Below are 20,650 nucleotides of genomic sequence, written 5' to 3'. Positions count from 1 at the left end.
GGATGTTCATTAGACCACTAATGAGCTGTTTTTTAATTAATCTAAATTTTAAACAAAATGAAATTATTTATTTCCAAGTTGATTCTTGGTATATGTCTACTATCTATTCAATTTATATTTGCTCAAAATCTTAAAAGTCAGTTCCAGGTAAAAGGAAACTGCGAGATGTGTAAAGAAAGAATAGAAACCACAGCTAAAAAAGCGGGTGCAAAAGCAGCAAGGTATTCTATTGACACTCAAACATTAACTTTAGAAACTGAAGGCACTATTTCCACTAATGATATTCTTAAAAAAGTAGCCGAGGCCGGTCATGACAATGAGAAATTCAAAGCATCCATTGAAACATATGAAGCCCTTCCCGGATGTTGTCATTATGCAAGAGATCTTCAGCCTTCAAGTACCACTGTATCAGCTCAGGCTTCTAAAGCAGACAATGAATTTTATGTAAAAGGAAATTGCGCTTCATGTAAGGCAAGAATTGAAAAAGCAGCAAAAGACGCTGGAGCGAGCTCTGCAGAATGGAGTGCTGAAAAACAATCTGTTATTTTAGATTTCGATACTACAAAAACCTCAGCAGATAAAATTTTAAAAAAGATTGCTGATGTGGGACATGATAATGAAAAGTATAAATCTTCGGACAGTGTTTATAATCACCTTCCAGACTGTTGTCTTTATGACAGAAATGTTGCGTTAGGAGAAAAAGGAGCAGGTGTACATGTTGATGAACTTGGAAAGCCTGAACATCATGAAGAAACTGATTCAACTTCTTCAACCAGTCAGGATCAAGGTAATCACGAAAAAAATATTGAAGAAGTAAAATTATCTGCCTCCAGAGCGCCTACTTCATTAAGTAAGAAAGATGCGGGTTTGGTTTTTAATATTGATAAAAAGGAATTATTAAAGGCTGCTTGTTGTAATTTATCAGAAAGCTTTGAGACCAATGCTACAGTGGATGTTTCTTTTAGCAATGCTGTTACAGGAACTAAACAGCTTAAAATGTTAGGACTTGATCAAAAATACACCAGTTTAACAAAAGAACTTTTACCTGAAATCAGAGGTCTGGCATCGGCTTATGGATTAAATTTCATTCCTGGGAGATGGATCGAGAGTATCCAGCTTACCAAAGGTGGAAGCACCGTTACTAACGGATATGAAAGTATTACCGGACAAATCAACACTGAACTTTTAAAAAATTCAGAAAAACCAGAAACCTCATTAAATCTTTTTTCAGACTTCAATGGAAGAGCTGAAGCTAATATTACGAGTGTTTCTCCTATCAATGAGAAATGGTCACAGACCTTTCTATTACACGGAAATGGAACTTTTGGAAATACAGATATGAATGATGATGGTTTTCTTGACCGTCCGAAAGGAACACAGATTAATACAGCATACCTTCTCAATTATAATGATCTTGAAAAGTCTGGATTTGGTTCTCATTTCGGAATTAATTTTGTTAAGGATAACAGAACTGCAGGGCAAACCGGTTTTGACAAAAAACTGGCTCAGGATAAGCAGAATGCTTATGGAGTAGGAATTGATATCTCTAGATTTCAGGTGTGGAATAAAACAGGTTATGTGTTTAAAGGAAAGCCTTACCAGAGCCTGGGTTGGATGAATCAATATGTTTACCACCAGCAGGATAGCTTTTTCGGGTTGAGAAATTATTCAGGTAAACAGAATACATTTTATTCAAATTTAATTTTTGAAAGTATCCTTGGGAATACTAATCATAAATATAAGGCTGGAGCAAGCTTTATGTATGATGGTTATGATGAAACCTACCTTACAACCCCTTACAAAAGAAATGAGATTGTACTGGGAGCTTTTGCCGAATATACATTAACAGGATTAAAATATACTTTGGTAGCTGGAGCAAGGATCGATTTTCATAATCTAGCGGGGACACAATTTACTCCAAGATTAAATTTTAAATATGATTTCACTCCACAAACTATTTTAAGATTATCAGCTGGAAGAGGTTTCAGAACGGCTTCTGTTTTTGCAGAAAATCAACAATATTTTGCTTCCAACCGTACGATTCAGATCATACAGAATGGGGGTGATATTTATGGTCTAAAACCCGAAATAGCCTGGAATTATGGCGCAAGTTTACAACAGGAATTTAAAATTTTCGGAAGAAAATCTTCTATTGTTGCAGATTTCTTCAGAACAGATTTTCAGGATCAGGTGATGGTTGATCTTGACAGATCACCTCAGCAACTGGTGTTTTATAATCTTAAAGGAAAATCTTTTGCTAATAGTTTACAGGTACAGTGGGATTTCATTCCTTTAAAAAACTTCGAGGTAAAAGTAGCTTATAAGTATTATGATGTACAGGCAGATTATCTGGATGGAAGAAGAGAGGTTCCTTTTATGGCTAAAAATCGTGGGTTTGTAAACCTTGCTTATTCTACCAATAAAAATAATAATGGTGGATATTGGAGCTTTGATACAACATTAAACTGGGTTGGAAAACAAAGACTTCCTGATACATCAAGTAACCCATCCGAATTTCAATTGCCAGGATATTCTAATTCTTATGCCGTTTTAAACGCACAAGTCTCAAGAAGTTTCAACAAAAAAATAAGGGCTTATTTTGGTGGTGAGAATTTAACTTCTTACAATCAAAAGAATGCAATTGTAGATTTTAAAAATCCTTTTGGTAATTATTTTGATGGCGGAATGGTTTACGCGCCTATTATGAAAGCGAATTTTTATGTAGGTCTTGATGTGACTTTCTAGATCTTAATTATTTAAATCATATCAACAAAACAGCATCAATACTGGTGCTGTTTTTAAATTTAAATGAACCATATTTTGAATTAATTAAAAAAAAATCAATCTGGAATTAAAAAATTATTACCTTTACACTTTATCATATGTATGAACATACTAACTAAAGACTTTACTATTGATCACAACAGCAAATTACCACTACATGTACAGGTAGAAGAGCTTTTCCGCAAACTGATCAAAATGGAAGTGTATAAAAAAGGAGCTTTATTACCAAAGGAAGTGGATCTGGCTAATCTTTGGGGAGTTTCCCGGAATACGATCCGACAGGCAACCAATAAATTGGAGCATGAAGGACTTATTGTTCGTAAAAAAGGTGTCGGAACCCGAATATCTGAAAAGAAAAGTCTGGTAACAGGACTTGATCACTGGTATAGCTTTACGCGGGAAATGCTGGAAAAAGGCATCAATGTGATCAACCAGTCACTAAAGACGGAAATGATACAGCCCAATGAGGAAATATGTAATTTCTTTAATTGTACACCTGATAAAAAAATATTTAAGCTTTCTAAGTTGAAGGGAGAGAACTCAGGGGATCCAATTGTATATTTTGAAAGCTATTTTCATCCAAGAATTGGTATTGATAAAAAAGATGATTTTAATATCCCATTGTATAGTATGCTACAGGAACAATATGGAATTATCGTGCATCGATCCCGGGAAAACATAAGCGCTTGTCAGGCTGGTGCTGTAATAGGAAAGAAACTAAAAGTTTCTGCTACTTTTCCGTTGTTGAAACGCGAACGTTTTGTTTATGATATCAATGGGAAACCTGTAGAATATAATATAGGCTATTATCGTTCGGATAAATTCACTTATACTATCGATATCAATAAATCTGCTGAGAGCTAATTTATTTTTTTTAAATTCAATATGTTCAAACATTCTAACATATAATCATAAAATGAAGTCCATGTCCAACAAGTATTTTCTTTTGCTGATGTCTTTTCTTATGACAGGCAACTTTATTTATGCTCAGAAAAAGGTTCCTTTTTTTGGCAATGTTCAAGCAACGAATGGCTACACCCGTGAAATAAGTGGTGAAAATATCGATTATTTTTCAGCATTTCCAGATCACGCTACCCGCGCCCTACTTACCCGTACAACTGATGGCGCTAAAACCATTGAATGGGAAACAGCACCAGCACCAACGGAAAGCAAGGAGCCTTATGTGTATTTTAACTGGCTGGTTTCTCACTCGTCAGGCAGTAGCGGAGGAATTCGTAATTTCGATTTATATATTAATGACCAAAAAGCGTTAACTCTAACTACCTATCCAGCGAATCAACGCCCAGATTGGATTGCCAAGGCTGCTGATAGTACAGCCTTTGTATTCCACCAAACAAAAATGGATGGATTGAAAGACTCTTATGGCATTGCCTACCTCCGTATACCAACCCATAAAATAACACCTGGTAAGCCACTTCGTCTAAAACTTGTAGGACAGGCTCAGGATAGCAGAGATTGGTTTATGACCTACAAATTTACTTTTCAGGAAAAAATAGATGCCAGTCCAACACCCTTTATTTTAAAAGATGGTAAGCGTCTTATCACCCTTACCACATTACATTTCGGTCCGGAGCAAAAAATAACGGCTAAAATCGATCATAAAGACTCCTTCTCTTTTGTTATGCCTGATGGTATCAAAACATTCGACATTCCTGTTTCACTCTCACCAAAAGGAGGTAATGTGCTACTAACCGTTAGCTCAGGAAAAAAGGAGCTTCTTCGGAAAACCATTGAAGCTGGAGTTGTTGTCCCGCGTACTTTATATTTTATTCATCACTCCCACACTGATGTCGGGTATTCCCATTTACAATCAGAAGTAGAAAGAATCCATACCAAAAATATCTATGATGCTCTCAAGATGATTGAGGAAACCCGAAACCTCCCTGAAGAGGCTCGTTTTAAATATAATGTTGAGGCTCTTTGGGACGTAGAAAACTTTATGCAAAAGGCAACTCCTGAGGAGAAGGAATCTTTTGTAAAAGCTGTAAAAGAAGGAAATATTGGTCTTTCCGCGATGTATGGTAATATTTTAACAGGGCTCAGTCAGCCGGAGGAATTATTCCATTATACAGAATATGCACAAAAACTGGAAAAAGAATATGGTTTTAAAATTAACAGCGCCATGATGTCGGACGTTCCAGGATTTGCTTGGTCTTTAGTTCCTGCTCTTACATCCGCAGGAGTAAAGTACTTTTCCAGCGGTCCTAACTACCTGGGAAAGACCAATCCTTATCTGGGTGATCGTGTGGGTAATTTTGTGAAAAGCTGGGGAGATAAACCTGTTTGGTGGCAGTCACCATCCGGTAAGGAAAAAATATTATTCTGGACTGCTGGAAGAGGTTATTCTTCCTGGCACGGTATACATCCTGGAGGAGTATTTGACAATGGTCAGAAAAAAATATCAGAATATCTTGATGATCTTACGAAAAACAATTATCCATACGACATGGTTCAATGGCGTTATAATATTGTATCAGATAATGGACCAATAGATCCTTCTATTTCAAAATTTGTAGATGAGTGGAATAAAAAATATACTTCACCTAAAATCGTACTGAGTACAAATGAAAAGATGTTTGAAGTATTTGAAAAAAAATATGGAGATCAGATTCCAGTTGTAAAAGGTGATATCAGCCCTCACTGGGAAGACGGAGCTATGTCTACAGCCAAGGAAGAAGGAATTAACAGAAACACCAGCCTGAAACTGCAACAGATCACAACACTCTACTCAATGTTAAATCCTCTTGAATATAATAATCAAAACTTTTATGAAGCATGGAGAAACGTAATCCTTTTTCATGAACATACATGGGGAGCATTTAATAGTATTACAGCCCCAGATCTTCCTTTCGTTAAAGATCAATGGCAGGTAAAAAAACAATTTTCTCTTGATGGCAGTACACAGACAAACAAACTTGAAACGGATCTATTACACCCATTGACAGATCCGGCATCTAAAACCATAGCTGTTTTCAACACATCATCTTGGATACGCAGTGGCACAGCGATCATTCCAGCAACTACACAAGGTAATACTGTTCAGGATGCTGCTGGTAACATGATGCCATTACAAAAACTGGAAAATGGAACTATGGCATTTATTGCGAAAAATATTCCACCACTAGGTTCTTCAACCTATACCATTATAAAATCTACATCTCCTAAAGCAAGTCCTTTTTCAATTACTTCCAATAGTATCTCTAATGGAAAGGTAACATTAATCTGGGATAATAAAACAGGAAGTATTACTCATTTTACAGATAATGGGACAACGAATTACGCTGGAAGCTTTAACAACCAGGGTTTAAATAGTTATTGGTATGTACCTGGATCTGACCCGAAAGAAGCATTATCTAATTCGAATGTGCAGGTAAAAGTATTGGAAAATGGTCCTGTAATGGCTAAGATCTCATTAACATCAGAAGCACCAGGAGCTAACAAACTCGAGAAAATTATTACGCTGTTTGTTGACAATGATGAAGTAGCATTAGAAAATATTATAGATAAAAAGTCTGTCCGTACTAAGGAATCGGTTCATTTTGGTTTTCCTTTCAATGCAGGATTCAAAAACATTACAGTAGATGCGGGTTATGGTATTATGAAATATCTTACTGATCAGCTTCCGGGTTCCAATATGGATTATTGGTACAGCCGCCGTTGGGTAGATGCTTCTTTTGGACAGCAAGGTATGCAATGGATGTTATTAGAAACACCATTAATTGAAGCTTCGGAAATGATAGATGAAAGAATGGTTATTGATAACAGCCATAAAAAGTGGAAAGATAAAGGCACACCTGGCACCACTAATTGGTTCAGTTATGCGATGAACAACTATTGGCATACCAATTACAAAGCAGATCAGGAGGGGCCGGTACACTATCGCTACGCACTTCGTCCACACGGTACTTTTAATGCTGTGGAAAATGAAAAGTATGCAGCCGCTTTCACACAGCCTCTCATCGCAATTCACGTTCGTGAAAAAGCACCTATCGAGGGAAGTCTTTTTCAGATGAACAACGATAAAATTGTAGTGACAAGTGTAACACCGCAGGAAGATCATAGTTTTCTTATAAGACTTTATAACCCTGACGAAAAAGAACAGAATACTGCGTTCAAATGGGGGAAATTAAAACCATCAAAACTAATCAACCCTAAAACAGGCAAAGTATTTTCAGCTAACGAAACATTTAGTTTATCAGGTATGGACGTTATTGAAATTAAAGCAATCCCATAACATAAAAGCAACCAGAATGTCAAAACCAGTCATTACCATAGACATGGGAGGTACCAGAATTAAAATAGGTATAGTATATAATAATTCTTTGCTGGCCTCTTCTTCCATCGATGCTAATTCCAATAATGGTCTTAGATCACGGCTACCCTATATACAGGAAACTGTAGAGAAGTTACTGTTACAGGAAAGACTTTCTTTGACAGGTATTGCCGGATTAGGCATTGCCTCTCCCGGTATTGTGGACAATCATCAGAAAAAAATACTTTCTATTGATGAAAAATTTGGCGATGCTCCAGAAATTAATTTAGAAGAATGGTGCCTACAGGCATTTGGCCTACCATTTTTTATTGAAAATGATGCACGTGCTGCATTACTGGGAGAATGGAAATATGGGAAAGCACAGGATTACGATAATATTGTTCTCATGACTCTGGGAACAGGAATAGGAAGCGCAGCTATCATGGAAGGGCAATTGCTGAGAGGCAAGCATTTCACTGCGGGTATACTGGGAGGGCATTCGGTTATCAATTACAAAGGAGGGTTATGCAATTGTGGCAATAAAGGATGTGTAGAAACAGAAGCTTCTACCTGGAATCTTGCAACCATCATAAATTCTGATAAAAATTTCGCAGAAAGCAGACTTGCCTCCATTCCAGAAGTTGACTATGAATTGATTTTCGGCTTGGCAGAAGAAGGAGATGAAACAGCATTACAAATACGCGATCAAAGTCTTCAGGCATGGTCTGCATGTGCTATTAATCTGGTCCATGCTTATGATCCGGAAGCACTTATACTTTCTGGTGGAATCATGGCGAGCGGTTCTCAAATCATCCCTTATATAAGAAAACAAGTTGAAGCTCACGCGTGGACACCTTGGGGAACTGTAAAAATTGAAACAGCAGAATTTCCTGAGATGGCAGCTTTATTAGGTATGGCACATTTGATATCCAATTAATAAAAACAATAGAATAAACGAAATAGTACGGAATGAAATCAAATTTTAATAAATTCCCGGTCGTTGAAATACAAGATCACCATTGTATGGCAGGATGGGAAAACATTGCAGAACAATTAAAAAGAGATATTCCTAAGATAATTGCAGTAGAATGTTATCCGGGTGTATTTGTGGAAGAGATCATTACCTCATTACAGAAATTCTTAAATCCTCAACTGCTTGTCAATACGCAGCAAGCTATGAAATCAGAGCACGAAATAGCAGCAATGGTGCAACCCTATGTCACGGATGATCCGGTATTCGGTTATATCGCACCTCTGAAATTGGAAGATTATTTTGATCCTTCTACAATAGCTGAATTTCAAAACCAGATCGCTGATATTAATGGCTGTACTGTAGTGGTTGGTCCGGGTGCCACTTTGCTTGCAAAAAAACCTGATCTCACGATCTATGCTGATATGCCACGATGGGAAATACAGATGCGTTATCGTAAAAATACAGCCTGTAATCTTGGTAGATTCAATTATACCGACTCTTTTGCATATCAATATAAACATGCCTACTTTGTAGATTGGCGTGTCTGTGACCACTATAAGAAAAGAATACTGAATAATTGTAACTTCGTTTTGGACACTACATTACTCAATCAACCCAAAATGATAAGTGCTACTGCTCTATTTGACGCACTTCAGCAAACAGTAAAAGCTCCTTTCAGGGTCGTTCCTTTTTTTGATCCAGGCCCTTGGGGCGGTCAGTGGCTGAAAGAAGTTTGTGACCTGGACAGAAGCCTTCCCAATTATGCATGGGGATTCGATTGTGTTCCCGAAGAAAACAGCCTGTTGTTAGGTTTTGGTAATCAGGTGGTAGAAATACCTTCCATTAATTTAGTGTTTTTCCAATCGGAAGCTTTATTAGGAAAACAAGTATACGATGGATTCGGAGATGAATTCCCTATTCGTTTTGATTTTCTGGACACCATGGAGGGAGGCAATCTAAGTCTGCAGGTACATCCACTGAAAGAATATATTAAAGAAAAATTCGGGATGCCTTATACGCAGGATGAAAGCTATTATATGCTGGATACCAAAGAAGATGCTTTTGTATATCTGGGTCTAAAAGAAGGTGTTGATCCTGATTCTATGATGCAGCAGCTGGAAATAGCCCAAAATGATCAAATCCCTTTTGATGCAGAACAATATGTACAAAAATGGCCTGTCCGCAAACATGACCACGTATCTATACCTGCAGGTACTGTACATTGTTCAGGAGCAAATTCTGTGGTATTAGAAATTAGCGCAACACCCTATATTTTTACATTTAAGCTTTGGGATTGGGGACGAATGGGACTGGATGGCAAACCAAGACCTATATCACTGGAACATGGTAGAAATGTAATACAATGGGATCGCACCTCATCATGGACAAAAGAAAATATTCTAAATCTTACTGAGCCTGTTGCTGAGGGAGATGGTTGGCGTGAAGAACGTACCGGGCTGGATGCATCATCGTTTATTGAAACCCGAAGACATTGGTTTACTAAAAAAGTAGTTCACCACACCCAAGATGTTGTCAATGTCCTGAATCTCGTGGATGGGCGTGAGGTAATAGTAGAAAGTCCAGACCTAAGTTTTGAGCCATACATTATTCATTATGCCGAAACTTTTATTGTTCCTGCCCATGTTGGAGCTTATACTATTACCCCATATGGTGAAAGTATAGGTAAAGAATGTGTTACCATAAAAGCAAGTGTCCGTACAAATATGATCACCAATAAAGTTTTAAAATAAACCACATGCAATCAACTGTAAATTCTAATATGATCTATAAAGCAACTCTGGTGGCATCTGTAGGCGGCTTATTATTTGGTTATGATACTGCTGTTATCTCCGGAGCTATTGGCTTTATGCGAACTTATTATCACTTATCTGATATTATGACAGGCTGGGTTGCTTCCTGTGCTTTATTAGGCTGTATCATAGGAGCCATGTATTCCGGAGCACTTAGTGACCGTGTCGGTCGTAAAAAAGTACTCATGCTTTCAGCGTTATTGTTTACTATTTCTTCTATAGGGACATCACTTGCGCCGAGTCTTTGGCTCTTTGTAGTATTCCGAATTATAGGTGGTATGGGCATCGGTATCGCTTCTATGCTCTCTCCTATGTATATCTCAGAAATGGCACCTGCTGCAATAAGAGGACGGTTGATTTCAATATTTCAACTTGGGATTGTATCTGGTATTTTAGTTATTTATTTTGTAAATGCCTATATCGCCGGTATACATAATGACTCCTGGAATATCTCAACCGGATGGCGATGGATGTTTGGTTCAGGAGTTATACCTTCTATTATTTTTATATTGTTATTGCTTACCGTGCCCGAAAGTCCTCGTTGGCTGGCCGGACAAGCAAGGAACGTTGAGGCATTGGCTATTCTAAGTCAGATCAACGGGCCAATAATAGCACAACGAGAATTAAATTCCATTACCGCATCGTTGAAAGATGAAAAGCCTTTTTCTTTTTCTATTCTAAAAGAACCTAAACTAAAACGGGCATTATTTATCGGTATACTACTCGCCATATTCTCACAGATTACCGGAATTAATGCCATCATGTATTATGCACCGGAAATTTTCAAATCAACAGGTGTAGGATCAGATTCTGCATTTATGCAAACTGTTTTGGTAGGTATCATTAATGTAATTTTCACCTTTGTAGCTATAAAGTATGTTGATACCTGGGGACGTAAAAAGCTGTTGCTATTTGGTATTTCAGGTATGGCTATTTGTTTGTTTATTATTGGGTGGGGGTTTTACATTCAACAACAAGGCTATTTGATACTCATTGCAATTCTGGGGTATATTGCTTGTTTTGCAATGTCAATGGGACCTCTTGCTTTTGTTGTTATTGCCGAAATATTTCCTACGAAGGCGCGTGCTACAGCAATGTCCGTTGCCACATTTTTTCTGTGGTTAGCTGTATTTTTAGTGTCCCAAACCTTTCCGGTACTTATAGGAACTATAGGTAATTCTTATACTTTCTGGTTATATATGGTCATTGCAATAATCGCTTTCCTGTTTATCTGGAAAAAAGTTCCTGAAACCAAAGGAAAAACCCTGGAGGAAATAGAGGACACATGGAATCAAGAGAAGGTCTTTTGAAAATAAATCTCTTTAAAAATCCCATTTTCTTATTGACTGTTCGAAAATATTAAGTTTTCAGAACCAATTCCTTTTACAACAACCTTTTTCCAATGAGATGGTAATGTACTTTTTATTTTTTTCAATGATCCTTTTTCATCGATATCAACTCCTCCAAATCCCATGATCATTGTCTGAAGAGTACCTCCAGCTCCAGTAATAAAGTAGGGGTTATCTCCTTCAACCGTTTCGGCAAAAACTCTAAATGGAGGTAAAAGATTAGGTTCATAAGATTCTTTAAACAACTTATAAGCCTGTTTTCCATCCCCCAACCGACTGTATAATAATGCAAAAATAGCCTTGCTCATCGCGGGAGTCTTTTGATTAGGCACTCGTTTTTGATAATATTCCAGATCTTTTCGGATCTGATTTTTATCCTGAATAATGTGAAGAGGGTAAGCCAAGAGATTGACATCTGCCTGTTTAATCGGTTCTCCTTTGTAGGTGTCATACTCCTTTGTAACCCCATTTTCTAATTTTGTAAAAACAAGATGCTCAGCAATATCATCCCAATCTTTGTTTAATAGTAAATCAAGGGCTTTAGCTGCAGCATTTGCAAATTGTAAATTCAGTTTTGCAATGGCATTAGTATACGCATTATTATCAATATTCTCTGCCCATTCATCAGCTGCTACTACATTTTTAATATGATATTCGCTTCCTTTCTTTTCCACCCTGGACTGCCAAAATTCGGCGGTTTTTTGCAAAACAGGCCATCCTTTTTCTTTAAGCCATTTTATGTCCTTAGTAAAAAGATAATAATACCAGGTAGCAAATGCAACATCCCCTGTTATATGATGCTCATAAGTTCCTGATAAAGCCCAAACAGGAGTCTCTTCTTCTCCTGACATAGCGCTTTCCCATGGAAACATCGCTCCTTTATAACCATGTATTGCAGCATTCATTTCTGCTGCTTTTAAACGATCATATCTGTATTCTACAAGGCTTTTAGCCATTTCTGGATGAAAAAACAGCAATGGTTTGAACATGAACATTTCCGTATCCCAAAAAACATGGCCGTTGTACCCAGTACCACTAAGTCCCGCAGGTGATAGCGAATGATTAGATCCTTCTCTGGAAAATGAATAAAGATGATACAGCATATTATGAATATCCTGTTGTACCTGTGGATCCCCTTCTATTTCAATATCTCCCTCCCATAATTTTTGCCATTCTGCTTCATGTTTTTTATAAAGATTATCGGGGTCCTGCAAATTTGCGTAGATACTTAATCTTTCTACTGCATTGAATGGATCGTTAACCTGAGATGAGGTAATTAAAGATCCTATTACTGAAAAAGTATAAGGCTTTTCTGAGGTTTTCAGTTTTTTAACGAATTTCATGAGGTGGGTATCACTATCACGCATCTCATGGGAAATCTTAGGTTGGGTGTATTGTTCTTCAGAAAATACAAAAGTTGTACTCGCTGCCACTGTCACTGCTCCGGTAGGACTTTTTGCTACAGATGTAAGAAGAGGAATCGTTGCGTGCGGTGGTGTTATTTCAGTATAATATTGTTGGGGCTGTATAAATCCTTGTGGTGTCTTTATATTGCTTTCAGCAACGAATGCCAAATCTTTTTTAGGCTGAATACTCACAGTAAGCAACACATTATTGGGCAGATGTCTCAATGCTGTATACTTATATTCAACATGGGCAATATCTCCGTAATCAAACGAGCCTGAAAAAGTAGCCGTCTTAAGATCAATCCTCTGGCTATAGTTGCTTATATTATTTCTGTTGATTTGTTGCCAATTGATGGATAAATTAATATCCAATATATTAAAATTCGAAAGGAAATTACTTGTCCTTCCCCGCCCATATTGATCATAAACTCCAGCTAGAATAACACTTCCTACCTTCAATGGTTCTGGTGATGAAACAACACCTATCATACCATTAGAAACCGAAATTCCAGTATAGTTATTAGGTTCGATCTTTTCAGATTTGATGATCCATGGATCCTGTGCAAGACAAAGTTTGAAGAAACCCGCAAAGAATACAGAGAAAAGAACAAGTGATTTTTTCATTATCTTAAATGTTTTATACTTATCGCAAATCCGCCACCAGGTGCCACTTTTATTTTCAGCTTACTGTTTGAATTTACCTGTTGTTTAGATATTTCATAACGTTTAGGATTAGTCTTCCAGTCTGCATCTTTTCCATCTTTATAAATAGTGGCTTCAAATTTTTTGCCTTTAGGTAAAAATGCAAGATCAACAATAGCCTCTCTGGAGTTTTCATCAGTGATACTTCCAACAAACCATTCATTTTTATTTTTTGCTTTTCTAGCTATGGTAATATAATCTCCAGGTTCTGCCTCAAGAATATAGGAAGCATCCCAGTCAACAGCAACATCTTTAATAAACTGAAAAGCATCAGGATATTTTTTATAGTTCTCAATCAGATCTGCTGCCATTTGGAGAGGACTGTATATTGTAACGTAAAGAGCCAATTGCTTAGCTAGTGTTGTACTTAATTTTGCCTTATTATTTCCATACACGGACAAATCACCTTCAAAGATCCCCGGCGTATAATCCATTGGCCCACCTATTAATCTGGTAAAGGGCAATATTGTTGTATGATCCGGTCTGTTTCCGTTAAAAGATTCAAACTCTGTTCCGCGCGCAGATTCCTGGGCAATCCAATTGGGGAAAGTTCGGTGTAAGCCGGTTGGCCTTACCGCCTCATGTGAATCAACCATAATATGATATCTGGCCGCCATTTCTGCAACGTATTTATAGTGGTTTACCATCCATTGACTATCATGATATTCGCTTCTGGGAATTATAGGGCCTACATATCCGGTTTTTACAGCATCATACCCATTATCTTTCATAAATTGAAAACTCTCTTTAAGCTGTCGTTCATAATCAATGACTGAAGATGTTGTTTCATGATGCATTATAATTTTTACTTTTTTGCTTTTTGCATATGCCTGAAGTTCTTTTACATCAAAATCCGGATACGCTTTTGTAAAACTGTAAATTTGTTCTTTTCTGTAAGCTTGATTATCTTCCCAACCTTCATTCCAGCCCTCTACTAAAACTGCATCGAATCCATTTTCTGAGGCAAAATCTATATATTCTTTTACATGTTTTGTATTGGCTCCGTGTCTTCCATTCGGTTTTAAGGTTTTATAATCTGTTTCCCCAATTCTGACGTCCTGATTATCAGAATATGCCCAAGTAGAACCTCCGCCTGTAAAATACTCCCACCAGACACCAATATATTTGGTTGGTTTAATCCAGGAAGTATCTTCTACCTTGCTTGGTTCATTAAGGTTAATAATGAGGTTAGAGGAAAGAATCTGCCTTGCATCATTACTGATAATCATAGTACGCCAAGGACTTACTGAACCCGTTTGAATGAAACCTCTATCTCCATTTTTATCGGGCGTTAAATTCGAAGTTAAAGTAAAATTTTTATCATCAATATTCAATGTCATCGCTGCAAAATTGACTAAAGCAGCTTCATGAATATTAATGTATATCCCATCTTCTGACTTCAGCATCAATGGTGTCTGTACAGCAAGACTAGCGCTTGGAGCTTTCGATGCCAGTGATTCTTTTCGAACGTCGTCAATTAATTTTGAAACTTCTGATAATTTCGAAGTCGTTACAGGAAACTCATTCGTATCGTAATCTGCGGGTATCCAAAACGCTTTATAATCTTTTCCTAAATTAAAATTCGTCATTTCATCTTTTATGGTAAAATGTCTTAAGTCATTCTGAACCGGAAATTCATATCGAAAACCCAGCCCATCATCAAAAAGTTTAAACCTTATATCAAGTTTCCACCCTGTTTTATTTTGAATTAAATGAACAAGCATTTCGTTGTAATGGTTTTCAACTTCTTTGTTTGGCCCCCAAACCGCAATCCAACTTTTATTAAAAGATGAATATTCAACCTTATCAACTTTAAATTCAGAAAAATACGAATAGGAAGGTTTTAAAACAAACCCCAACCGACTATCTTTCAGAATTGATTGATCCTTATAGTTTAATGAATAATATGGAACTCCCTCACCTTCAATTTTAAAATTTAATTTTAGCTGACTATTGGGAGATGAAAGGGATTGCCCTGATACAATAGCTGCAAACAGCATAAACACACAAAAAGATATAATATTTCTCTTCATACTATTTAATCTTAAAAAAGCCCCTGCCCATCATCTCTCTTAGTGGGAGAAATGACGGACAGAGGCAGATATAATTATTTTAGAATTATCTTCCGAAATCGTCCTGTACTCTCACGATATCATCTTCATCTGATGGATTAGACGCATCAGTATGCTGCCATATTTCAGCCACAACTCCCCAATCATCTAAACCTATCAAGCGGTGTCTTTCGCCTTGCTGAAGTTTTATCTGATCCTTAGGGTTATACTCTATCAATTCCCCCTCTTCATCAGTATCACTAGTTTTGATGCCTACTTTTCCTTCAACAACCTGCCAGATCTCAGCTCTTCTGTGATGATACTGCCAGCTTAATCTGGCTTCAGGAGCAACAACCAAAATCTTTGGACTTAGTTTTCCACCTATCTTCAGGCTTTCTACATCGATCCCATCAAAATACCGGTTGGCAAAATCCTGTGCCTGATTTTCATCAATCACAAAAAAACCACCCCAAGGTCTTCCATCATCTTTTGCAGCAAGATTAAAGCCCTGAGCTTCTAACATTTTCTCTACTTTCTCAAATACTTCTTTTTTTTCTGCGCTCATACAGTTTTAATGCTATTTAAATTTAATTCTATTTGTTTAATTATTACTTCAAATCTATGAAGTTATTCATCCTGATATCTATTCTACGATTACCTTTCCCGAAGAAATAATTTGATCGTTCGCCGATTTTATTTTATAAATATAAGTACCAGTGGCTAAATTTTGGGTATTAACTGTGATATTATTTTTATCAATATTCTGTTTTTTAACCAACTTTCCTGAAATATCATAAAGTACAACCTCACTAGCAGAATGATCATTGATGATAAAATGAATATCATTTCCTTTTTTAACTGGATTTGGATATACACTATTCCCTTTATCCATGTCAACATCTCTTGTAGATAATGGTGTGCTGCAAGGAACATCTGTACTCCAGTTAGAAGCGGACATATTGATTAAAGCCGCAAAATGAGTATTGGAAGTAGCATCTAAAGCTCCATTGCCACTACCTTCATCCATTTTCCAATTAGCTTCAAGGCTAGATGAATTTGCTGCAATATTACATTTATTATCCATAATCTCCTGAGGTGTTAATGCTTTTTTCCAAACTCTGAATTCATCTAAGAAACCGTTGAGTGTTCTGGAGTTATCATAATTTCTCGCCAGGTAAAGGATCCCATTTGCTGTAAAATTTCCTGTTGCAGCAACACTTGCATCCAGATTTCCATTAATGTAGATCTTCATGGATACACCATCATAAGTTGCCGCTATATGATACCAGGCATTTGTATTCAGTCCTGTAATGCTATTAAGTTTTATCTGGGACGACCCAAAACTTAAGATGAACTGTAATTTGTTATTCGCAAGATTCCCATCACCAAACCTTAATATTGCTGAATTATTGTCTCCAACTTCAATACCAAGCACTGATGAAATGTAAGGGAAGGCAGGCTTAAATGAATTTACTTTAACCCAACCTTCGAATGTTAAAGCATTTCCACTAAGGTTAAATTGCCCAGCATTAAGATAATTTGTACTGCCATTGAAAGAAAGTGATCTTGGACCAGGACTTTGAACAGGAAGAAAACCACTGTTAAAAGTAGCTTCACCTGAGTATGTGCTGGTATTAGTTCCACCGCATACTGACTGTACTTTCCATACATAGTTTGTGTTTTCTGACAAATTTTGTAAAGTATAGGTGTTGGTTGAAATATTCGGAACTGTAGTCCACGTCGATGCAACAGCAGTTTTATATTGCAGTGTATAAGTAGACGCAGTTCCTGTATTCCAGGATAATTTAGTAGTTGTTCCCAGATAATTACTTGACACTAAACCAGCCGGAGTTTCACATCCGTTTCCTGAATTAAATCTCGGTGCAAAAAGATAAGTACTCTTTAAAGTTGAAGAGCAATTGGATTGTATTCTCCAGTCATAATCTGTGCTTAGAGTTAGATTATTAATGACGATATTGCTTCCTGTATAATTATTGGCTGCATTAATCCACGTATTTGAGCCTACCGCTTTATAATCAATTTTATAAGTCTGAGATCCATTGGAAGTCCAGTTTAGTTTCGCTGTCGTTCCTGTAACATTAGTAACTTCAAGCCCCAGTGGCGGATCGCAAGTTGCCCCCTGAGTCCAAGAATAAAGCTGACCGCTTAGCTGTGTGTTTTCATTATAAAGAATATTCGATCCTGTACTCAAATAACTGGCAGCATTTGTTCCTTTAAGATCATACCACATAAATACTCCATAGCCATCATTTTTTGTATTGGTAGCCAGAGTGGTAAGTGTAGATGCAGAAGTATTCTGTATCCAGGTTGCTGCAGCTGAAACCTTGGAATTAGCAAGAGGTGGTATACTAGGTGCACTATACGTTCCATAATAAGCATTCCATCCATAATTGATGTAATTTCCTGCCTGATCACCATTGTAACTCTGTCTTGTCGTTGCCGGGCCGATAAAATAAAAAGTGATTAATTTATCCGGCATTGCAGCTTTAAGCTCTTGTAATAACATAACAAAAGAGCTGTTATTAGGCTGTCCTGTTCCGTTATTTCCATAATCAGAATATTCATCATCAAGATCAACACCATCTAAACCGTAGGTATAAACGGTATTTGCAATCTGCAATGCAAAATCACGCGCTGCTTCGCGGTTTGGAAAGTTACAAAGCCCTGCTCCCTGATGATTTCCAAGAATATCCAGCAGTACTTTGATCCCTTTTTGCTGTAAAGGCCTTACATAAGTATCTACATCGTTCAATACTTTTGTGACATTATTATTGCTGGAGATGTAGGCCCTACTTTTAGAAACATCATAATTAATATTAGCTGCAAAAATAATAGCAACATCAAAAAGTTGCTTGTTGGTGTTTTGCAAAGTATAAGACCCTGCATTTAGCATATTGCTGTTATTCACTTCTACATAGCATATTCCTAAAGGATTAAGCTGCGCATTTAATAATGATTTTGCTTGAAAGATCAATAAAATCAATACAATAAGAATAGATTTTTTTTTCATATTAAAATTTGTTTTTAGAAATGGTAGAATCACTGGGCTTAGACTCAATGATTCTACCAATGAAAATATTATTAGTTAACGATTAATTTTTCAGTATGTTTCAGGCTTCCATCTTGAGACTCAAATTGAATGATATAATTTCCTATTGAAAGTTTAGACATCTCATATTGGTTATTCCCAGTATTTAATGTTTTTATTTCTATGATACTTCCACTGAAACTATAGACCGTTAATTTCCCTTTGTTATATTCTTCAGGAACAGAAATAGTAAGCGGTGATGATTTACTTAAAGGATTAGGATACAGTTTTATTTGTTTTTTACCAGCCACTTGCTCCAGTCCTGTTCCTTTTTGATTTCTTCCGTTTTCTGAAATTTTTTGAGTCCCTGTAGCACATGGAATATCTGTTCCCCAGTTAGAAGCATCAATTCCGGTTAAAGTCAGTATAACACCGTTTCCTGAAGTATCCTGGACTGATGAACCACTTCCTTCATTAAACTTCCAATAGGCAGCGAGAGAAGTAGCTGGAAGTGTGACGTTACACATATTCTGGCTAACCTCTGTCTGATTTAATGCCCGTCTCCAAACGCGAACCTCATCTACTTTACCATTGAAATTTCGGGATACATTATATAAATAACCAACATTAAATGCTCCGTTAGAAGTGAAGTTCCCACTTTGGGAACGGCTTGCATCCAGAGTTCCATTGATGTACAGTTTCATAGTAGACCCATCATAGGTTGCCGCAACGTGATACCATGTATTAGCATTTAATGCTATATTAGAAGCCAACTTTTGTTGTACATTATTAATACTTAATACAAACTGAAGTTTATTATTGGCAAGATTACCATCTCCTAATCGTAAAAATGCAGAATTACTGTCGCTTATTTCTGTTCCCATAATAGATGAAATATAAGGGAATCCTGATTTAAAAGATGATGGTTTTATCCACCCTTCAAAAGACAATGCTGAACCGCTTAAATTAAGATTTCCGGCTGAGCCTGATTCGCTGCTTCCATCTAAGGAAAGAGCATAAGAACCTGTTGGAACGGTTGTTCCGGTACCACTGTTAAATCTTGGAGCAAAATTATAGGTACTTTTTACACTGCAATTTGTCCTGATTCTCCAATCATATTCCGTATTCTGCGCTAATCCTGATATCGTTACCGAAGTGGAAGTAGTAGCAGCTGCAACACTCGTCCATGTATTTGAAGAAGCTGGTTTATAATCTACATCATAAGTATTCGTTCCAACAGCTGACCAATTTAGTTTTACACTTGTCCCGGTAAGATTGCTTGTATACAATCCAATTGGAGCATCACAATTGGTTCCTTGTGCCCATGACTGTAAAGGAGAGCTTAAAACAGTTTGTTCTCCATACAATGTTTGTGTTCCTGCTGAAAGTTGTGTGGTCTCACTAGTTCCGTGAAGATCATACCAAAGAAATAACCCATATCCTCCAGTTTTAGTCTGACTTGCCAAACTGGTTGTTGTAGAATTAGAAGTATTTCCCATCCATATGGCTGCTGGGGAAATTTGCGCCTTTGTAAGAGGAGGAACACTTGGTGCAGAGAAAGTACCATACATTGCATTCCAGCTGTAGTTAATGTTATCTCCTACTCTGTTTCCATTCCAAGAAAGTCTTGATGAAGCTGGACCATAATAATAAAATGAAATGATCTTATCCGGCAATAATGCTCTTAATTCCTGAATCAGCATTACAAAAGAGCTGTCATTAGGCTGCCCGGTTCCATTTTGACCGTAATCTGAATACTCATCATCAAAGTCGATACCATCTAAACCATAAGTGTTTACGGTATGAGCAAGTTGTAAAGCAAAATCTTTAGCAGCTTCACGGGTCGGAAAATTACAAAGTCCCGCTCCCTGATGATTCCCCAAAATGGTCAATACCACTTTCATTCCTTTTTGCTGAAGTGGCTTGATGTAAGTATCTGCATTGGTAAGTACTTTGGTTACATTATTATTACAATACAGATATGCTCTGCCTCTGTTGGCGTCATAGTTAAGGTTTGCAGCAAAAATATTTACCACACCAAATAAGTATTTATCTGATGTTTGCAGTTTGTACGATCCTGCATTCAGGATATTGTTATTGTTCACTTCTACATAGCAGATTCCCAAAGGATTAAGCTGTTGTGCTTTGATAAAAGAGTTTGACTGAAAAATCAATAAGATCAGTGCAATAAGAATGGATTTTTTTTTCATAATATGACTTGGTTTTGTTGTTTTTTAAAGTATAAAATACTG

The 20,650-nt window shown here is 36.9% G+C and carries 11 protein-coding genes; 6 read left to right on the top strand and 5 right to left on the bottom strand.

Annotated features, from left to right (window positions below; genetic code table 11):
• Positions 1-57 precede the first annotated feature (57 nt).
• From J7E44_RS13250 to J7E44_RS13225, 6 genes are all read left to right on the top strand, one after another.
• Complete coding sequence (locus J7E44_RS13250; protein WP_214830542.1) at positions 58-2,745, top strand: TonB-dependent receptor domain-containing protein; 2,688 nt, start codon at positions 58-60, stop codon at positions 2,743-2,745.
• Positions 2,746-2,886: 141 nt separating this feature from the next.
• A complete protein-coding gene (locus J7E44_RS13245; protein ID WP_214830540.1) occupies positions 2,887-3,648 on the top strand; it encodes a GntR family transcriptional regulator in 762 nt (253 codons plus the stop codon).
• 61 nt (positions 3,649-3,709) lie between these two features.
• Entirely contained in the window at positions 3,710-7,039 is a 3,330-nt protein-coding gene (locus tag J7E44_RS13240) for a glycoside hydrolase family 38 N-terminal domain-containing protein (RefSeq protein WP_251040572.1), read from the top strand.
• Between the two features lie 16 nt (positions 7,040-7,055).
• A complete protein-coding gene (locus J7E44_RS13235; RefSeq protein ID WP_214830538.1) occupies positions 7,056-7,994 on the top strand; it encodes an ROK family protein in 939 nt (312 codons plus the stop codon).
• Positions 7,995-8,026: 32 nt separating this feature from the next.
• Positions 8,027-9,781: a class I mannose-6-phosphate isomerase gene (locus J7E44_RS13230; protein ID WP_214830536.1), complete on the top strand. Its 1,755-nt coding sequence runs from the start codon at positions 8,027-8,029 to the stop codon at positions 9,779-9,781.
• 5 nt (positions 9,782-9,786) lie between these two features.
• Complete coding sequence (locus J7E44_RS13225) at positions 9,787-11,151, top strand: sugar porter family MFS transporter (RefSeq protein ID WP_214830534.1); 1,365 nt, start codon at positions 9,787-9,789, stop codon at positions 11,149-11,151.
• A 29-nt stretch (positions 11,152-11,180) separates the two neighbouring features.
• Here the strand turns inward: J7E44_RS13225 and J7E44_RS13220 are convergent, their stop codons facing one another.
• The 5 genes from J7E44_RS13220 to J7E44_RS13200 form a co-directional block, all read right to left on the bottom strand.
• On the bottom strand, positions 11,181-13,220 hold the full coding sequence (locus J7E44_RS13220; protein ID WP_214830527.1) for a kojibiose hydrolase: 2,040 nt from the start codon (positions 13,218-13,220) through the stop codon (positions 11,181-11,183).
• Positions 13,220-15,331, bottom strand: a complete 2,112-nt coding sequence (locus J7E44_RS13215) for a glycoside hydrolase family 97 protein (RefSeq protein WP_214830525.1) — start codon at positions 15,329-15,331, stop codon at positions 13,220-13,222. The genes J7E44_RS13220 and J7E44_RS13215 overlap by 1 nt, the downstream gene beginning before the upstream one ends.
• A gap of 85 nt (positions 15,332-15,416) precedes the next feature.
• The gene (locus J7E44_RS13210; RefSeq protein WP_214830523.1) at positions 15,417-15,914 is read right to left on the bottom strand and encodes a cupin domain-containing protein; all 498 of its coding nucleotides are present in this window, start codon (positions 15,912-15,914) and stop codon (positions 15,417-15,419) included.
• A 78-nt stretch (positions 15,915-15,992) separates the two neighbouring features.
• The gene (locus tag J7E44_RS13205; RefSeq protein ID WP_214830521.1) at positions 15,993-18,380 is read right to left on the bottom strand and encodes an endo-beta-N-acetylglucosaminidase H; all 2,388 of its coding nucleotides are present in this window, start codon (positions 18,378-18,380) and stop codon (positions 15,993-15,995) included.
• 71 nt (positions 18,381-18,451) lie between these two features.
• Entirely contained in the window at positions 18,452-20,608 is a 2,157-nt protein-coding gene (locus J7E44_RS13200) for an endo-beta-N-acetylglucosaminidase H (RefSeq protein ID WP_214830519.1), read from the bottom strand.
• Positions 20,609-20,650: the final 42 nt, after the last annotated feature.

Source organism: Chryseobacterium sp. ISL-6, from assembly GCF_018613715.1.
Classification (GTDB): Bacteria; Bacteroidota; Bacteroidia; order Flavobacteriales; family Weeksellaceae; genus Chryseobacterium; species Chryseobacterium paludis.
The sequence above is the reverse complement of the archived record's forward strand: the minus strand, read 5'-3'. Positions and strand labels throughout refer to the sequence as shown.